This is a genomic window from Sphingomonas trueperi (assembly GCF_040545965.1).
GTDB classification, from domain to species: domain Bacteria; phylum Pseudomonadota; class Alphaproteobacteria; order Sphingomonadales; family Sphingomonadaceae; genus Sphingomonas; species Sphingomonas trueperi_C.
Genome location: NZ_JBEPMV010000009.1, coordinates 126,131 through 142,721, shown reverse-complemented (window position 1 = coordinate 142,721; position 16,591 = coordinate 126,131). Strand labels below are relative to the sequence as shown.

Here is a 16,591-nt window from a genome sequence, read left to right as displayed (position 1 = left end):
GCGAGAACGAGACGCATGGCAAGAAAATATTTCGGCACGGACGGCATTCGCGGCGCCACCAACCTCGCACCGATGACGGCGGCGATGGCGATGAAGGTCGGCATGGCCGCCGGCGCCCACTTCCGCCGGGGCGACCATCGCCACCGGGTGGTGATCGGCAAGGACACCCGTCTCTCCGGCTATATGCTGGAAAATGCGATGGTTGCCGGCTTCACCAGCGTCGGCATGGACGTGGTGCTGGTCGGCCCGATGCCGACCCCGGCGGTGGCGATGCTCACCCATTCGATGCGCGCCGACCTGGGCGTGATGATCTCGGCAAGCCACAATCCGTACGCCGACAACGGCATCAAGCTGTTCGGTCCGGACGGGTTCAAGCTTTCCGACGCCGATGAAGAGGCGATCGAGGCGCTGATCGACGGCGACGTGCCGCTGGCCGCCTCGGCGGATATCGGCCGAGCCCGCCGCGTCGAAGACGCGCGCGGCCGCTATATCCACTTCGCCAAATCGACTTTCCCCTCGGATCTGACGCTCGATGGCCTCAAGGTCGTGGTCGATTGCGCCAATGGTGCAGCGTACCAGGTAGCGCCTTCGGCGCTGTGGGAACTGGGGGCGGAGGTCGTTTCGATCGGCGTCAGCCCCAATGGCAAGAACATCAACGATGGCGTCGGCTCGACCGCGCCGCAGGTGCTGAGCGAGACGGTGGTCGGCTCGGGCGCGGCGCTGGGCATCGCGCTCGACGGCGATGCGGACCGGCTGATCGTGGTCGACGAGACCGGCACGGTGATCGACGGCGACCAGCTGATGGCGCTGATCGCCACCGGCTGGGCGCGGCAGGGCAAGCTCGCAGGCGGCGGGCTGGTCGCCACCGTCATGTCGAACCTCGGACTGGAGCGGCATCTGTCCGCGCAGGGGCTCGGGCTGGTGCGCACCAAGGTGGGCGACCGCTATGTGCTCGAGAAGATGCGCGGCTCCGGCTACAATGTCGGCGGCGAGCAGAGCGGGCACATCATCCTCTCCGACTATGCCACCACCGGCGACGGGCTGGTCGCGGCGCTGCAGGTGCTGGCCGAGATCGTCCGCGCCGGCGCGCCGGCGAGCGAAGTGCTGCATCGCTTTGAGCCGCTGCCGCAGCTGCTCAAGAATGTCCGCTTCGCCGGCGGCAAGCCGCTGGACGACGCACGCGTCCAGGACGTGATCGCTGCCGCCGAGGCCGAGCTCAAGGGCCGCGGCCGGCTGGTGATCCGCGCCTCAGGCACCGAGCCGGTGATCCGCGTCATGGCCGAGGGCGACGACAAGGCGCAGGTGGAAGCGGTGGTCGACCGTGTGTGTGACGCGGTGCGCGTTGCGGCGGGGTGATCGGCCAGGCATTGCTGAAGCGTAGCTTCATGGATCGCTCTCCCCACATTTTGGGCGCCGCGTCGAACCTGCTCGGCATCGCGCTGCTCATCATCACGGGCCTCAAGCTGACCAAGGTCGCCGATCAGACGATCGCGGACGAGGTCGCCATGGGCGCGTGCCTGTTCTTCGCCATCAGCTGCCTGCTCTCCTATCTCGCGATCCGTTCGCCCGAGGCGACGCGGACGGAAGACATTGCCGACAAAGCCTTTCTGTGCGGGCTGGGCGCGCTGCTGATCGCGGTGCTGATCGTCGCCTTCAACCCGCCGCACTGAGCGGTGCTTGCCTCCCGCGGCAAGGAGACTAGAAGATTGCCCGATGCTGGAAATGCGGCCTGATTGCGAACGCTGCGGCGTCGACCTCCCCGCCGATGCCGGCGGCGCGTTCATCTGCTCGTTCGAATGCACCTTCTGCGCCGAATGCGCCGACGACATGGACGAGCGCTGCCCCAATTGCGGCGGCGAACTGCTCGATCGTCCTGCCCGCGTCGGCGACGCGCTGAAGCGACATCCGGCATCCACCGAGCGCAAGCACAAGGGATAAGGCCATGGGCGCACGCGTGCTGATCATCGCAGGCTCGGATTCCGGCGGCGGCGCCGGGATCCAGGCGGACATCAAGACCGTCACCATGCTCGGCGGCCATGCCATGACCGCGATCACCGCGATTACCGCGCAGAACACGGCGGGCGTGCAGGCGGTGCACCCGGTGCCGACCGACATGGTGATCGCGCAGATCGATTCGGTGGTGCGCGACATCGGCGTCGATGCGGTGAAGATCGGCATGATCGGCTCCGCCCGCACGGCGCTCGCGGTGGCCGAGCGGCTGGCCGAGCTGCCGGGCGTGCCGGTGGTGTTCGATCCGGTGATGGTCGCCACCAGCGGTGCGCGTCTGGCCGATGAAGCGACCGTCGCCGCGTTCGAGCGGCTGATGGACCGCGCGACGGTGATCACGCCCAATCTGCCCGAGCTGGAGGCGCTGGGCCGCGACCCGCAGGAGATCGTTGCGGCGCATCGCTGTGCGGTGCTGGTCAAGGGCGGCCACGGTACCGGGCCCGAGGTGGTCGATACGCTCTATTCGGCCGATCCTGAGGATCCGCCGCAGATCGAATGGCGCGATCCCAAGATCGATACCGAGAACGACCATGGCACCGGCTGCACGCTCGCCTCCGCCATCGCCTGCGGCCTCGCCTGCGAATGGGATCTGCCCGAGGCGGTGAGCCGCGCGCGGCGCTTCGTGCGGATCGCGATGCGCGAGGCCGAGGGGCTGGGGCGGGGACATGGGCCGATGGCGCAGCAGGCGGTGCGGCTCGACCTCAACATGAGCTTCTTCGAGCCGATGCTGAACCAGGTGACGGTGCCGGCCAAGGACCTGGCCGCCAGCGAGCGCTTCTACCGGCTGCTCGGCCTGCGGCAGGTGGTGCGGGCTTCCCCCCGCTATGCCCGGTTCGAGACCGAGGGCGGCGCCACCTTCTCGATCGCGACCGACGAAGCGTACACCGCGCCGGTGGTCTATTTCGAATGCGGCGATCTGGACGTGACGGTCGCCTATCTGCAGCAGCAGGGCTTCCGCTTCGAGCAGGAGCCCAGGGACGAGAAATGGGGCTGGCGCGAGGCACGGTTGCGCGATCCCGCCGGCAATGCGGTTCGTCTCTATCAGGCTGGCGAGATGCGCCGCTTTCCGCCATGGCGGCTCGAGGACGATGCCTGACTTTTCCTACGAGACCCGTTACTTCCAGCTCCACTTCGGCCCGGTCGCCGGGGTGGACGAGGCCGGGCGCGGTCCGCTGGCGGGGCCGGTGGTTGCCGCCGCCGTCGTGTTGGACCCGGACTGCATCCCCGAAGGCATCAACGATTCCAAGGCGCTGACCGCCGCCAAGCGTGCGCGGCTGTGCGAGGAACTGCTCGCCTGCGCCAAGGTGGGGGTGGGGGTCGCCAGCGTCGAGGAGATCGACCGGCTCAACATCCTCTGGGCGACGATGCTGGCGATGACGCGCGCGGTGGAGTCCCTCGGCTTTCCGCCCGCCTTCGTGCTGGTCGACGGCAATCGCTGCCCGAAATGGGAGCATCGCAGCGAGGCGGTGGTCAGCGGCGATGCGCTGTGCCTGTCGATCGCGGCGGCCTCGATTGTCGCCAAGCATCGCCGCGACTGCATGATGGTGGAACTCGATGCGCAGTTCCCCGGCTATGGCTGGGCGTCCAACAAGGGCTATGGCGGTAAGGCGCACCAGGAGGCGCTGCGCGCGCTCGGACCGACGCCGCACCATCGCCGCAGCTTCGCGCCGGTCGCGCAGGCGCATCTCGACGTCGGGCCGATCGCCGCCGAATAACCCGGCAAATTTTGCCTAGTGCGCCCGCAGGCCCCGCCGCTGTCCTATGATGTTGGGATAGCAGCGGGAGGAAAGCGGGCATGGCGTATATGGGCAGCTTGATACGGGGGACGGCCGGCGGGTTTCAGCCGGCAACGCGCTATGACCCGGTGCTGGCCGAGCTGCTCCGCGAGGCGATCATCGGCCCGGCGAGCTTCCACGAGATGGCCGCGATGGTGCGCTACGCCGAATCGCGCGGGCTCGGCGCCATCCGCTTCCGCTTCGACGACGATGCCGCGCTGACCGACCCTACCCATCCGCTGCACGTCGCCTTTCTGGAGACGCTGCGCGATCCCGTGCTGGCCAGCGACTATGCCGATCTCGGCGAGATCACGCCGTGGCGCGCGCGTGCGCTGGCGGTGCGGCTGCCCTCCGACATGCTTGGCACGCGCGCCAGTCGCAAGGCGGTCCGGGCTGCGATTCTGGCGCAGGGGACCTCGTGGGAGGTTCGCGTGGCGCTGTGCGTTGCCGCCCGCATCCGATTCGGCGGCGAGGCCGAATGGTTCGGCCGCGAGGCGCAGGCGCTGTACGAAATGGGGCTGTTCACCCAGGCCCGCGCGCGGCTCGCGGCGAGCGTTGCGGGCGGCGGCGAGGCCATTGCGATCGGCTGAATCGTTTGCGGAACGTTCCAGCTTATCCACAGGCCGGGAAAATTTTCACAGGTCTGAAACTGAGTCTTTCGCGCCACACCTACCAGCGCTTGGGCCTGTGGATAACTTCTTGACTCAAGATATGGCGGGTGCCGAAATGTTCCGCCGCGCCAAGCACCTGCTTCGGACCACTACCGTGCGTTCCCCCCTCTTGACGGAGGAGTCGCTCGGCCCCGAATAGGGGTGCCTTTTGAGCGAAGGGGCAATGATTCATGGGCGTGCTGGAGAAGGTCAAACGGGCGGGTGTGCGCGTCGCGAAGCAGGCGCCGGCCGTGCTGCCGCTGGACACGATCCTGCGCCAGGATTGCATCGAGGCGATGCGCGGGCTGCCCGACAAGTCGATCGACATGATCTTCGCCGATCCGCCGTACAATCTGCAGCTGGGCGGCGACCTCAACCGTCCCGACGGCAGCCATGTCGACGCGGTGACCGACGAGTGGGACAAGTTCGACAGCCTCGCGGCCTATGACAAGTTCACCCGCGAGTGGCTGGCGCAGGCGCGCCGCATCCTGAAGGACGATGGCACGATCTGGGTGATCGGCAGCTATCACAACATCTTCAAGGTGGGCTCGGCGATCCAGGATCTGGGTTTCTGGATCCTCAACGACATCATCTGGCGCAAGGCCAACCCGATGCCCAACTTCAAGGGTACGCGGTTCACCAACGCGCACGAGACGCTGATCTGGGCGTCGAAGGGCGAGAAGTCGCGCTACACCTTCAACTATCGCTCGATGAAGACGCTCAACGACGAACTGCAGATGCGCAGCGACTGGGAATTCCCGATCTGCAGCGGGCAGGAGCGGCTGAAGAAGAACGGCACCAAGGTCCACCCGACGCAGAAGCCCGAGGCGCTGCTGTACCGCGTGCTGCTGTCCTGCACCAAGCCGGGCGACGTGGTGCTCGATCCGTTCTTCGGCACCGGCACCACGGGTGCGGTGGCCAAGCGCCTCGGCCGGCGCTGGATCGGCATCGATCGCGAGGGCGTTTATGTCGAGGCGGCGCTGGAGCGCATCGCAGCGGCCCTGCCGCTCGACGAAAGCGCGCTGCAGACGATGCAGGCCCCCAAGGCCGCGCCGCGCGTGGCGTTCGGCCAGCTGGTCGAGAATGGCTATTTGGCGCCGGGCACCGTGCTCAGCGACCACAAGTCGCGCTGGCGGGCGACGGTGGGCGCGGATGGGTCGCTCAGCTGCGACGGGCAGGCGGGCTCGATCCACAAGCTGGGTGCGACGCTGCAGGGCGCGCCGAGCTGCAACGGCTGGACCTTCTGGCATTACGAGGACGAGGGCGGGCTCAAGCCGATCGACGCGCTGCGCCAGACCTATCTGCTCGCGACGCAGCCGTAAGTCTCTCTCTTCAAGTCCCCCTCCCGCTTGCGGGAGGGGCGCGAAGGTTGGGAGGGTTGCGCTTTTATTGCAAGCGTCGCGCCGGTAGCACGAGCGAATGCTAGACCTTCCCCCCGCCGCGCGCCCGTACCTCCGCCCGATCCAGTTCGTCGACACGCCCGTGGGCCGCGACGGCGAGGTCGCGCGGCTGGCCGGCGGGCTGTTGTGGTTCTCCGCCTATGAATTGATCGCGGTGGAGAAGGGCAAGCGGGTCCTCCAGCGCGTCCTCTCCATCGCTGAGGCCGAAGCCGATCCCCGCCTTGCGCCCATGGCAGCGCGAATTACCGCCACCCGTCCGCCGCTGACCCTCGGGCCGCGCACGCTGCGCTTCGACCAGCCGCAGGTGATGGCGATCCTCAACATGACGCCGGACAGCTTCTCCGACGGCGGCAAGCATCTCGGTGACCCTGCGGCGGCCGCGCAGTCGGGCGTCGATATGAGCATTGCCGGTGCGGCGATCCTCGACGTCGGCGGCGAGTCCACCCGCCCCGGCGCGGAGACGGTATGGGAAGGCGACGAAATCGCCCGCGTCGTGCCGGTGATCGAAAAGCTGGCGGCAAGTGGCGCGGCGATCTCGATCGACACGCGCAAGGCAGCGGTCATGGAGGCGGCGCTCGCGGCGGGCGCGCATATCGTCAATGACGTGTCGGCCTTGCTCTACGACGATCGCGCGCTGGAGGTGGTGGCGCGCGCGGGCTGCCCGGTCGTGCTGATGCATGCCGCCGACCCCAAGCATGGCGCCAAGGGGAAGGGCGCCTACGCCGACGTGCTGCTCGAAGTGTATGACTGGCTGGAGGCCCGCGTGGACGCCGCGGTCGCCGCAGGTGTCGATCGGTCGCGCATCGTCGTGGATCCCGGCATCGGCTTCGGCAAGACGCTGGCCGACAATCTCGCGCTGATGAACGGCTTGGCGCTGTTCCACGGCCTCGGCTGCCCGATCCTGCTAGGGGCCAGCCGCAAGCGCGTCGTGGGTGCGCTCGCCAACGAGGCCCCGGCCGAACAGCGGCTGGCGGGATCGCTGGCTCTGGCGCTGAAGGGGGCCGCGCTGGGGGTACAGCTGCTGCGCGTCCACGACGTGTTCGAAAGCGTCCAGGCATTGCGCGTGTGGCGCGGCATGCAGGACGCCGCGCTCACCGCGCCTCACGCTGCGGTCTGATCGATCCCCAGTTCGCCGAGCTTGCGGTAGAGCGTCGACCGACCGATGCCGAGCCGGCGGGCGACTTCGGTCATCCGGCCGCGATAATGGCCGATCGCCAGCCGGATCACGTCCGCCTCGATCTCGTCGAGCGGGCGCAGGTTACCGTCCGGGCGGAACAGCGTGATGCCGCCCATGCCCGAGTTGTTCACCACCGGCCCGGACGTCATCGGCTTGCCGAGCGCGATCTGGGCGATCTGCGGGAAGTCGTCGCGGGTCAGCCCTTCCTCGTCGCAGAGCACCGCGGCGCGGAACAGCGCGTTCTGCAGCTGGCGGACATTGCCCGGCCAGTCATAGGCGGTGAGCAGCTGCAGCGCGTCCTCGCTGATACCGAGCTGGCGCAGGCCCGGCTGCTCGGCGATCCGCGCGAGCAGGTGGCGGACGAGCGCCGGGATGTCGCCGGCGCGTTCACGCAGCGGCGGGATCGTCACCTGGACGACGTTGAGCCGGTAATAGAGGTCCTCGCGGAAGCGGCCGGCTTCCACTTCGGCAAGCAGCGGCACGTTGCTGGCGGCCACGACGCGGACATCGACCTCTCGCGGGTGGCGCGCGCCGAGCGGCTGGATCTCGCCGGTCTGCAGCATGCGCAGCAACTTGACCTGCGCCTCAAGCGGCATCTCGCTCACTTCGTCGAGGAAGATGGTGCTGCCGTCGGCATCCTGGAGGCGGCCGACTTTGCGCTCGAACGCGCCGGTAAAGGCGCCTTCCTCATGGCCGAACAGTTCCGATTCGACCTGGTTGGCGGGGATCGAGCCGCAATTGACGCAGATGAGTTCCTTTCGCGCGCGCGGCGACGCGCCGTGGATCGCTTCCGCGACGACATGCTTGCCCACGCCGCTCTCGCCCTCGATCAGCACCGGTACGCGAGCACGGGCGGCCTTGGCGGCGACCGCCAGCGCGGCGCGGAATTGCGGGGCCGAGCCGACGATTTCGGCGAATCCGAGATTGGCGGTGAGCTTCTCGGTGAGCGGGCGGAGTTCGCCGGCGCTGCTGCCGCCCATCGCGCTCTCCAGCGCGGCGAGCAGGCGTTCCGAAGCGATCGGCTTGACCAGGAAGTCGCTGGCTCCGGCGCGCATCGCGCCCACGGCTGCGGCGACCGAGCCGTTAGCGGCGAGCACCAGGATCGGCATGTGCGGCCGGCGCGCGCGCAGCTCGGCGATCAGGATCGCGGCATCGGCATCCGAGGCGGGGTGGTCGAGCAGGATCGCATCGACCGCCAAGCCGTCGGGCGTGCCGAGCGTTGCCAGTGCGCTCTCCGCATCGTCGGCGAAAATCGTCCGCCAGCCACGGCGCGAAGCGATCGCGGCCACCAGACGCCGCTGCGCCGGTTCCGAATCGATCAGCAACAGAAGACGTTGCCCGTTGCGCGTCATGCCGACTCCAGTCCCAAATGTCCCGTTTCGAGCCGCATCGGTTAGACCAGATGCGTAAAGTTCGGCTTAAGCAGGGCCGAAACAGTTCTTTGTAGGGCGGGGTTGAGGCAAGCCGGACCAGCGGTGTAAGACATCGAGCACCTAGGAGAGGAGCGCATCAATGGCTGAAACAGGTGAAAACGCCGGCGAGATCCAATCGCATGTCGAAACCTTCAACGGTTTCACGGCTTTGATGAAGTGGGGCACGGTGGCGGTTTTCCTCATCGCTGCTTTCGTCGTTTTCCTGATCGCCCGCTGACGTGAAGATCGCAGTACTCAAGGAAGCGGCGATTGCCGAACGACGTGTCGCGGCTACGCCCGAAACCGTCAAGAAATTCATTAATTTGAAGGCTTCGGTAGCGGTCGAGTCCTCGGCGGGACTTGCCGCCTCCTACGACGACGCCGCATTTAGCGCGGCGGGCGCTACCACCGGCACGCGCGCGGAGGTGCTGGCCGACGCCGATATCGTGTTGGCGGTGCAGGGGCCGGACCCAGACAGCCTTGCCGGGCTGAAGCAGGGTGCGTGGCTGGTCGCCGGTCTCAATCCATTCGACGATCGCGGGCGGATCGATCGCTATGCATCCCTCGGCCTCGAGGCGCTGGCGATGGAGTTCATGCCGCGAATCACTCGCGCGCAATCGATGGACATTCTTTCGTCCCAGTCGAACCTCGCGGGTTACAAGGCGGTGCTGGATGCCGCCGCCGAATATGACCGCGCCTTTCCGATGATGATGACCGCCGCGGGCACGGTGAGCGCCGCCAAGGTGTTCGTGATGGGCGTCGGCGTTGCCGGCCTCCAGGCGATCGCCACGGCGCGGCGGCTGGGCGCGCAGGTCTCCGCCACCGACGTGCGCTCGGCGACCAAGGAGCAGATCCTGTCGCTCGGCGGCAAGCCGATCTTCGTCGAGAATGTCGCCGGGATCGAGGGCGAGGGCTCCGGCGGCTATGCCACCGAGATGAGCGACGCCTACAAGGCCGCACAGGCCGAGCTGGTCTCGGCACACATCGCCAAGCAGGACATCGTGATCACCACCGCGCTGATCCCCGGCCGCGCGGCGCCGAGGCTGATCAGCGACACCCAGGTCGCGACGATGCGTCCGGGCAGCGTGATCGTCGATCTGGCGGTGGAGCAGGGCGGTAATGTCGAGGGCTCGGTGGTGGGCGAGATCGTCGAGCGCCACGGCGTGAAGATCGTCGGCCATCGCAACGTGCCCAGCCGGCTGGCGGCGGACAGCTCGGCGCTGTTCGCGCGCAACCTGTTCAACTTCCTCTCGGCCTTCTGGGACAAGGAGGCGGGCCGTCCCGTGCTCGACGAGGAGATCGGCAACGCCGTGCGGGTGACCCAGGGCGGCAAGGTGGTGCACGAGAGGCTGTTGTCGTGAGCAACGATCCTCCCCTGGAAGGGGAGGTCGCGCGCGCCAGCGCGACGGAGGCGCGTAGCCCTTCGATTGAGGCAGGGACACCCCTCCACCAGCCTGCGGCTGGTCCCCTCCCCGTCGGGGAGGATCTTTCCGCGCCGCTGCGCGCGGATCAGGAGTAGATCATGGACTTCATCTCGATCCTCTCGGTTTTCGTGCTGGCCTGCTTCGTCGGCTATTATGTCGTCTGGTCGGTCACGCCGGCGCTGCACACGCCGCTGATGGCGGTGACCAACGCCATTTCCTCGGTGATCATCGTCGGCGCGCTGATCGCGGCCGCGGCCGGTAGCCTGGGGGGCGCGGGCGAGACCTCGAAATGGCTCGGGCTGGTCGCGGTGGTGCTGGCCAGCATCAACATCTTCGGAGGGTTCGCGGTGACCGCGCGGATGCTCGCCATGTACAAGAAGAAGGTTCGCTGAGCATGGAGAGCATCGCGCAAAATCCCTGGGCGGCACTCGCCTACCTCGTCGCGGGCGTCTGCTTCATCCTCGCGCTGCGCGGGCTGTCGAGTCCCGCCACCAGCCAGCGCGGCAACCGCGCCGGCATGATCGGCATGACGATCGCGGTGGTGACCACGCTCGTCACCCATGTCCCCCGCATCGCACCGCCGTGTCCCACGGGCGCGATCTGCGAGAATTACGGCACCCCGGTGCTCGACACGCTGACGCTGGTCGAACTGCTCGCCGCGATCGGCATTGGTGCCGCGATCGGCATCGTCACCGCGCGGCGGATCGCAATGACCGCGATGCCCCAGCTCGTCGCCGCCTTCCACTCGCTGGTCGGCTTGGCCGCGGTGCTGGTCGCGGGCGCGGCCTTCCTCAATCCCGGCGCGTTCGGCATTGCCAATGACGGCGTGATCTTCCTCCAGAGCCGCATCGAAATGGGGCTGGGCGTCGCGATCGGCGCGATCACCTTCTCCGGATCGGTGATCGCCTTCCTCAAGCTCAACGGCAATATGGGCGGCAAGCCGATCCTGCTGCCGGGCCGCCATGTGCTCAACCTGGGCGTGCTCGTCGCGATCCTGGGCCTGATCGCCTATTTCACCCAGGACCAGAGCCCCTGGATCTTCTGGACGGTCACCGGGCTCAGCTTCGCCATCGGCTTCCTGCTGATCATCCCCATCGGCGGGGCGGACATGCCGGTGGTGGTGTCGATGCTCAACAGCTATTCGGGCTGGGCGGCGGCGGCGATGGGCTTCACGCTGCACAACTCCGCGATGATCATCACCGGCGCGCTGGTCGGCAGCTCGGGCGCGATCCTCAGCTACATCATGTGCCGGGCGATGAATCGCAGCTTCCTCAGCGTGATCGCGGGCGGCTTCGGCGGCGATGCCGGAGGCGGGGCCAGCGGGGCGGCGGCGGTCGACCGGCCGTGGAAGCGCGGCAGCGCCGAGGATGCTGCGTTCCTCATGTCCCAGGCCGAGCAGGTGATCATCGTCCCCGGCTATGGCATGGCGGTGGCGCAGGCCCAGCATGTGCTGCGCGAGATGGCCGACAAGCTCAAGGCGCACGGCGTGCGGGTGAAATATGCGATCCACCCGGTCGCGGGCCGCATGCCGGGGCACATGAACGTGCTGCTCGCCGAGGCGAACGTCCCCTATGACGAGGTGTTCGAGCTGGAGGACATCAACTCCGAATTCGCCCAGACCGACGTCGCCTTCGTCATCGGCGCCAACGACGTGACCAACCCCGCTGCCAAGACCGACAAGTCCTCGCCGATCTACGGCATGCCGGTGCTCGACGTGGAGAAGGCCAAGACCGTGCTGTTCATCAAGCGTAGCATGGGCGGCGTCGGTTATGCCGGCGTCGACAACGAGCTTTTCTACCGCGACAACACGATGATGCTGCTCGCCGATGCTAAGAAGATGGTGGAAGAAATCGTCAAGTCGCTGGACTGAGCGGGGGATGGGGTGGTCGGATCGATCCTGGGCGGTGCGTTCCGCCTGTTGCGGCAGCATTCGCTGGCGGTGCTCGTCTGGGCGATCCTCTACCTGGTCGGCATCTTCGCGATCGGGCTGCTGCGGATCCTGATCGCACCTGCCGATCCGGATACTGTCGCGGGGGGCCTTGGCGCGGCGCTGCTCAGCCAAGGGTTGGCGCTGGCGCTTGTCGCGGTGCTGATCACCGCGGCGACGCGCGCGACGCTGCACCCGTACAAGCGCGGGGCCTGCTATCTGCGGCTGGGCGCCAACGAGCTGCGGGTGTTCGCGCTGCTGGTGCTGCTGACGATCGCCACCTTGGTTGCGACCTTCCTGCTGACGCTCGCCAACGGCTTCCTGCTCGGGCTGCTCGCCTGGCTGGTGCCTGGGGCCGCGACCGGCTGGCTGGGTGTCGCGCTGCTGCTGGTGGAGCTGGCCGGGCTGATCTTCGTCCAGGTGCGCCTCTCGATCGCGCTGCCGCTCACCTATCTCTACGAGACGATCACGGTCGATGAGGCCTGGGCGCAATCGCGCGGGCATTTCTGGTCGATCTTCGGCGCGTTCGCCGTGCTGGCAATGCTGATCGCGGCAGCGGGGCTGGCGCTGCTCGCCTTCTTCTTCCTGCCGATCCTCGCCACGCTGGTGCAGACCGGCGCCAACGCGCAGGCATTGATGGAAACGTTGCTAATGATCGTGCTCGCGGCCAAGAACCTGCCGGCCGCGTCGCAAGTCGTGCTGGTGTCGGGCATCCTCGCGCTCACTGCCCTGGGCTTTGTTCTGATGACCGCGACTCTCGCCAGTGCCGCACGGACCATGCTTGGATTGCAGGAGGGGCAGGTCGAGGATTTGCGCCGCAAACGCGGTTAGTTCCAACTTCTTTGCTCCACTTTGGAGAGGCCATCTAAACGGTCTGCCAAATCGCTCCGATTTGGAGTAGAACAGACTCCGCCATTTCGGAGCCATACGGCATTTGTTGGGGAACAGATGTCGAACCATGGGGGCGGACATGTACGAGGCAATTGGGGCCGGGGGGCTCGAAAGCATTTCCTACGACATCGCGGCCGATGTCGCGCAGATCGTCGCGGGGTCGCCGGGGGGCGCGGCGGCGGCGGAGCGGATCGTCGCGGCGGCCGGTCTTCGGGCCCGCCAGCCTCTGGACGCCGCGAGCGCATTGCATGCCGAGACGCTGTTCGACGGCGTACAGCTGTTGTTGCTCGAGGCTGAAGGCGTGCCGCCGGATCTGCTCGAGCCGCTGCTGATCCGCCTTGGCGCGATGGCGGAGGCACGCGGCATTCCGCTGCTCGCCACGGTGACACCCGAGCAGATCGACGCCGCGATCGGCCTGCTGCCGCACTCGGCGATGGTGCAATGTGCCCCGAGCGATGTCGATCGGCTTGGGGCGATTCTGTCGCTTCGCAGGGAGCCGATAGCGCGGCTGCACGACGGCATGCGCGACCAGGAGACGATGCGCATGCGGCGTTTCCACGAGGAAGTGGCACGCATCGCCGACTCGCTGTCGCGCCTCACCCGCAGCGAGTTGCCCGAGCGCAGCGCGACTGTTCGCAACGAGTCCATGGCGTTCCGCATGGACGGCGGCAGCGAGACCGTCGAGACCGACGCCGCGGAAATCCGGCGGGTGATCCGGGCGCGGCGGATGCGGGCGGACTATTTCGAGGGCGATCTGTTCGCCGATCCCGCCTGGGACATGCTGCTCGATCTTTATGCGGCGGAACTCGAGCATCGCCAGATCTCGGTCTCCAGCCTGTGCATCGCCGCGGCGGTGCCGCCGACGACCGCGCTGCGCTGGATCGGCACGCTCAACGAAGCCGGTCTGTTCGACCGCAAGGCCGACACCACCGACCGCCGCCGGGCGTACATTGCGCTGAGCGAATTGGCCCGGCGCGGCATGGAGCGCTATATCGCGGCGGTGAAGCGGGCGGGACTTTCGCTCGTTTGAGGCTTGCCCTTCGCGCGCAGCTTTGGCATCGGCGTCTAACGCAGACGCCATTGGCGCGCGCGGGCGGTTAGCTCAGTTGGTAGAGCATCTCGTTTACACCGAGAGGGTCGGCGGTTCGAGCCCGTCACCGCCCACCATTTTCCTTCGGCTGAATCAGGAAGCAGGGTGGCGGCTTTCGGCCAATAGCGGGCGTTCGTATTGCATCCGCGCATCGGCCTTGTAGGCTAGTTCGATGAGGACCGCTCGCCTTCGTTCGATGAACGTCGCATCACGCTCGGCGCTAGCCCTCGCTGTGCCTGTTGTCGTCATGGTTTTATACGTCTGCTCCGTCTATGGCGTGCCATGGAGGCCTTCTGGGTTCGTCGTCTTCGTTGTCGCAGGTCTGCCAACTCTGTTCGGCGCGATCCTCTTTACTTTTGCACCTTGGTGGCCACTCGCGAGAGCCGCGGTTGTGAGTGTGTACGTGGTGGGGATGCTGTGGCTGCTGACGTTCGTAGGATTGTTTGTGTCCTGTGCTTTCGGTGATTGCATTTAACGAAGCGGCCCTCGCATATCTGCTTCTCACCAGTCCCGGCCGCTTACAGCGAGTAACGAGAACGGTTGAGCCTGCATCCCCACCTAGTCCCGATGCTCCGCCAGCCGCGCCGTCAGGTTGCTCTGCGCATCGCCGTACAGCGGCACCGCAGCGGGCTGCACCAGCACGCTGTGGGGCGGCACATCGTCGAGCAGCCAGACATTGCCGCCGATCGTGCTGCCGCGGCCGATCGTCACCCGGCCGAGGATCGTCGCACCCGCATAGATGATCACGTCGTCCTCGAGGATCGGGTGGCGGGCATAGCGGCTGCGCGGGCCCGCCGGGGCCAGCCCCAGCGGGCTGCGCGCGCCGAGCGTGACATGCTGGTACAGCCGCACGTTGCGCCCGATGATCGTCGTCTCGCCGATCACCACGCCGGTGCCATGGTCGATGAAGAAGCTCGGCCCGATCATCGCCGCCGGGTGGATGTCGATGCCGGTGCGGGCATTGGCGAGCTCGGAGAGGATCCGCGCGACGATCACCGCGCCCAGCCCGTGCAGCTGGTGGGCGATGCGATAATGGAGGATCGCCAGCGCGCCGGGATAGCTGATCAGGATCTCGTCGACGCTGCGCGCGGCGGGATCGCCGACGAACGCCGCGTCGACATCGGCGTCGAGCAGGGTGCGGATCTCGGGCAGCGCGGCAGCGAACAGGCGGACGAGCAGGTCGGGCTGGTCGCTGTCGAACGGGGTGGCGCTGTGGCGCTGCCAATAGTCGAACTCGGCGGCGAGCTGTTCGCGAAGGATCGCGAAGGCATGGGACAGTTGCTCGGCGACGAAATCATCCTCGCGTGCGATGCCGCCGCGAAAGCCGCCGAGCCGGGTGGGGAACAGCGCCGCGGCGACATGCTCGACGAAGCGGGCGAGCTCGGCCGGCGCGGGGAAGCGGGGGAGGCCGCGATGCTCGGCGCGGCGCTCGCGCCAGGCCGAGCGGACGGTGTTGAGCGCCGATACCGCATCGGCGATTTCGCCCGCGAAGGCGTGTCCGGACACCATCGCGTCAGGCCGTGGCGGCATGGGCCGGGGTGCCGAGCGCGTCCGGGGCGAGCAGGCCGCTCTGGCGGGCGACGATCGTCGGCACCAGCGCCTGGCCAGCGACGTTCACCGCGGTGCGGCCCATGTCGAGGATCGGATCGATCGCCAGCAGCAGCCCCGCGCCCTCCAGCGGCAGGCCGAGCGTCGACAAAGTGAGGGTGAGCATCACCGTCGCGCCGGTAAGTCCCGCCGTCGCCGCCGAGCCGACCACCGCGACGAAGGCGATCAGGCCATAGTCGGCCAGGTGCAGCGGCACGCCGAAGAATTGCGCGACGAATATCGCCGAGACGGCGGGGTAGATTGCCGCGCAGCCGTCCATCTTGGTGGTCGCGCCCAGCGGCACCGCGAAGGCGGCATAGGCCGAGGGTACGCCCAGCCGCTCGACCACCTCCTCGGTCACCGGCAGCGTGCCGACCGAGGAGCGCGAGACGAAGCCGAGCTGGATCGCCGGCCAGGCGGTGGCGAAGAAGCGCAGCGGGTTCAGGCCGTTGGCAACGAGCAGCGCCGGGTAGACGACCAGCAGCACCAGCGCGAGGCCGATATAGACTGCCGCCGCGAAGGCGCCGAGCGCCGACAGCGCGTCCCAGCCATAGCGCACCACTGCGTCGCCGATCAGCGCGGCGGTGCCGATCGGCGTCAGCGCGATCACCCAGCGCAGCAGCCGGCGGAAGATGGCGAGCGCCGAGGCGTTGAACTGGAGGAAGGCGCTGCCCGCCTCGCCAACGCGCACCGCCGCCGCACCGATCGCGATCGCCGCGACGATGATCTGGAGCACGTTGAACGACAGACCGGTGGTGGCCGTGCCGTCCTTTAATGTGGTGGCGGCGGTGAGGCCGAGGAAATTGGCGGGGACGACACCTTTCAGGAAGTCGAGCCACGAACCGGTGCTCGACGGCGCCTTGGCCGCGCTCGCTGCGACACCGGCATGCAGGCCCGGCTGGAGCAGCAGGCCCAGCGCGATGCCGATCAGCACCGCTATCAGCGCGGTGGCGGCGAACCAGAACAAGGTGCGGGCGACCAGCCGCGCGGCATTGTCGAGGTCGCGCAGCGCCGCGATCGAGGCGATGATCGCGGTGAACACCAAAAGCGGCACCAGCGCCTTGAGCAGCTGGACGAAGATCTGCCCGGTGGTGTGGAGCGCCTCGCCGAGCCCGGCCTGCCCGGTCGCGCGGACGGCGAAGCCCAGCGCCAGGCCGGCGGCCATGCCGAGCAGCACCTGAAGGGCGAAATTGGGGCGGATACGGGCGGGGACGGCGTTGGCCATGCGTGGCGGCTCCTTTCGGAGTGCCA

At 67.7% G+C, this 16,591-nt stretch carries 17 protein-coding genes and 1 tRNA gene; 15 read left to right on the top strand and 3 right to left on the bottom strand.

Translation table 11 applies throughout. The features are described from left to right. Positions 1-15 precede the first annotated feature (15 nt). The 8 genes from glmM (at position 16) to folP (ending at position 6,949) form a co-directional block, all read left to right on the top strand. Positions 16-1,356: a phosphoglucosamine mutase gene (gene glmM, locus ABIC35_RS20660; RefSeq protein WP_121071925.1), complete on the top strand. Its 1,341-nt coding sequence runs from the start codon at positions 16-18 to the stop codon at positions 1,354-1,356. A gap of 29 nt (positions 1,357-1,385) precedes the next feature. Then, a complete protein-coding gene (locus ABIC35_RS20655) occupies positions 1,386-1,670 on the top strand; it encodes a hypothetical protein (RefSeq protein ID WP_121071923.1) in 285 nt (94 codons plus the stop codon). 43 nt (positions 1,671-1,713) lie between these two features. Continuing rightward, entirely contained in the window at positions 1,714-1,938 is a 225-nt protein-coding gene (locus ABIC35_RS20650) for a DUF1272 domain-containing protein (protein WP_121071921.1), read from the top strand. Between the two features lie 4 nt (positions 1,939-1,942). After that, positions 1,943-3,103 (top strand): bifunctional hydroxymethylpyrimidine kinase/phosphomethylpyrimidine kinase, encoded by a 1,161-nt coding sequence (gene thiD, locus ABIC35_RS20645; RefSeq protein WP_121071919.1) that lies wholly within the window; start codon positions 1,943-1,945, stop codon positions 3,101-3,103. Continuing rightward, entirely contained in the window at positions 3,096-3,722 is a 627-nt protein-coding gene (locus tag ABIC35_RS20640; RefSeq protein ID WP_121071917.1) for a ribonuclease HII, read from the top strand. Before thiD ends, ABIC35_RS20640 begins: the two co-directional genes overlap by 8 nt. 80 nt (positions 3,723-3,802) lie before the next feature. Further along, the gene (locus ABIC35_RS20635) at positions 3,803-4,372 is read left to right on the top strand and encodes a hypothetical protein (protein ID WP_121071915.1); all 570 of its coding nucleotides are present in this window, start codon (positions 3,803-3,805) and stop codon (positions 4,370-4,372) included. A gap of 251 nt (positions 4,373-4,623) precedes the next feature. Beyond that, positions 4,624-5,754 (top strand): site-specific DNA-methyltransferase, encoded by a 1,131-nt coding sequence (locus tag ABIC35_RS20630; protein WP_121071913.1) that lies wholly within the window; start codon positions 4,624-4,626, stop codon positions 5,752-5,754. A gap of 97 nt (positions 5,755-5,851) precedes the next feature. After that, complete coding sequence (folP, locus tag ABIC35_RS20625) at positions 5,852-6,949, top strand: dihydropteroate synthase (protein WP_121071911.1); 1,098 nt, start codon at positions 5,852-5,854, stop codon at positions 6,947-6,949. On the opposite strand, the gene ABIC35_RS20620 is transcribed toward folP, so the two are convergent. After that, on the bottom strand, positions 6,934-8,361 hold the full coding sequence (locus tag ABIC35_RS20620; protein ID WP_121071909.1) for a sigma-54-dependent transcriptional regulator: 1,428 nt from the start codon (positions 8,359-8,361) through the stop codon (positions 6,934-6,936). The genes folP and ABIC35_RS20620 overlap by 16 nt on opposite strands. Before the next feature lie 160 nt (positions 8,362-8,521). Here ABIC35_RS20620 and ABIC35_RS20615 point away from each other — a divergent pair, with 160 nt between their 5' ends. The 7 genes from ABIC35_RS20615 to ABIC35_RS20585 all read left to right on the top strand — a co-directional run bounded on the left by ABIC35_RS20615 (position 8,522) and on the right by ABIC35_RS20585 (position 13,830). Beyond that, entirely contained in the window at positions 8,522-8,659 is a 138-nt protein-coding gene (locus ABIC35_RS20615) for an aa3-type cytochrome c oxidase subunit IV (RefSeq protein WP_093297881.1), read from the top strand. Position 8,660: 1 nt separating this feature from the next. Beyond that, on the top strand, positions 8,661-9,782 hold the full coding sequence (locus ABIC35_RS20610; protein WP_121071907.1) for an NAD(P) transhydrogenase subunit alpha: 1,122 nt from the start codon (positions 8,661-8,663) through the stop codon (positions 9,780-9,782). 161 nt (positions 9,783-9,943) lie between these two features. Then, the gene (locus tag ABIC35_RS20605; RefSeq protein WP_121071905.1) at positions 9,944-10,237 is read left to right on the top strand and encodes a proton-translocating transhydrogenase family protein; all 294 of its coding nucleotides are present in this window, start codon (positions 9,944-9,946) and stop codon (positions 10,235-10,237) included. 2 nt (positions 10,238-10,239) lie between these two features. Further along, entirely contained in the window at positions 10,240-11,715 is a 1,476-nt protein-coding gene (locus ABIC35_RS20600; RefSeq protein ID WP_121071903.1) for an NAD(P)(+) transhydrogenase (Re/Si-specific) subunit beta, read from the top strand. A 12-nt stretch (positions 11,716-11,727) separates the two neighbouring features. After that, positions 11,728-12,603, top strand: coding sequence for a hypothetical protein (locus ABIC35_RS20595; RefSeq protein WP_121071901.1), 876 nt, complete (start codon positions 11,728-11,730; stop codon positions 12,601-12,603). 139 nt (positions 12,604-12,742) lie between these two features. Then, complete coding sequence (locus ABIC35_RS20590) at positions 12,743-13,693, top strand: hypothetical protein (RefSeq protein ID WP_121071899.1); 951 nt, start codon at positions 12,743-12,745, stop codon at positions 13,691-13,693. 61 nt (positions 13,694-13,754) lie between these two features. Further along, positions 13,755-13,830 (top strand) — tRNA-Val (locus tag ABIC35_RS20585). Between the two features lie 481 nt (positions 13,831-14,311). Here the strand turns inward: ABIC35_RS20585 and epsC are convergent. Beyond that, positions 14,312-15,283: a serine O-acetyltransferase EpsC gene (epsC, locus tag ABIC35_RS20580; RefSeq protein WP_121071897.1), complete on the bottom strand. Its 972-nt coding sequence runs from the start codon at positions 15,281-15,283 to the stop codon at positions 14,312-14,314. Continuing rightward, a complete protein-coding gene (locus ABIC35_RS20575) occupies positions 15,267-16,565 on the bottom strand; it encodes a dicarboxylate/amino acid:cation symporter (RefSeq protein ID WP_121071895.1) in 1,299 nt (432 codons plus the stop codon). Before ABIC35_RS20575 ends, epsC begins: the two co-directional genes overlap by 17 nt. Between the last annotated feature and the right edge of the window lie 26 nt (positions 16,566-16,591).

Bases quoted from the DNA above. Each gene is read 5' to 3' on its own strand.
- glmM (WP_121071925.1), top strand. From the start codon at position 16: ATGGCAAGAAAATATTTCGGCACGGACGGCATTCGCGGCGCCACCAAC.
- ABIC35_RS20655 (WP_121071923.1), top strand. From the start codon at position 1,386: ATGGATCGCTCTCCCCACATTTTGGGCGCCGCGTCGAACCTGCTCGGC.
- ABIC35_RS20650 (WP_121071921.1), top strand. From the start codon at position 1,714: ATGCTGGAAATGCGGCCTGATTGCGAACGCTGCGGCGTCGACCTCCCC.
- thiD (WP_121071919.1), top strand. From the start codon at position 1,943: ATGGGCGCACGCGTGCTGATCATCGCAGGCTCGGATTCCGGCGGCGGC.
- ABIC35_RS20640 (WP_121071917.1), top strand. From the start codon at position 3,096: ATGCCTGACTTTTCCTACGAGACCCGTTACTTCCAGCTCCACTTCGGC.
- ABIC35_RS20635 (WP_121071915.1), top strand. From the start codon at position 3,803: ATGGCGTATATGGGCAGCTTGATACGGGGGACGGCCGGCGGGTTTCAG.
- ABIC35_RS20630 (WP_121071913.1), top strand. From the start codon at position 4,624: ATGGGCGTGCTGGAGAAGGTCAAACGGGCGGGTGTGCGCGTCGCGAAG.
- folP (WP_121071911.1), top strand. From the start codon at position 5,852: ATGCTAGACCTTCCCCCCGCCGCGCGCCCGTACCTCCGCCCGATCCAG.
- ABIC35_RS20620 (WP_121071909.1), bottom strand. From the start codon at position 8,361: ATGACGCGCAACGGGCAACGTCTTCTGTTGCTGATCGATTCGGAACCG.
- ABIC35_RS20615 (WP_093297881.1), top strand. From the start codon at position 8,522: ATGGCTGAAACAGGTGAAAACGCCGGCGAGATCCAATCGCATGTCGAA.
- ABIC35_RS20605 (WP_121071905.1), top strand. From the start codon at position 9,944: ATGGACTTCATCTCGATCCTCTCGGTTTTCGTGCTGGCCTGCTTCGTC.
- ABIC35_RS20600 (WP_121071903.1), top strand. From the start codon at position 10,240: ATGGAGAGCATCGCGCAAAATCCCTGGGCGGCACTCGCCTACCTCGTC.
- ABIC35_RS20590 (WP_121071899.1), top strand. From the start codon at position 12,743: ATGTACGAGGCAATTGGGGCCGGGGGGCTCGAAAGCATTTCCTACGAC.
- epsC (WP_121071897.1), bottom strand. From the start codon at position 15,283: ATGCCGCCACGGCCTGACGCGATGGTGTCCGGACACGCCTTCGCGGGC.
- ABIC35_RS20575 (WP_121071895.1), bottom strand. From the start codon at position 16,565: ATGGCCAACGCCGTCCCCGCCCGTATCCGCCCCAATTTCGCCCTTCAG.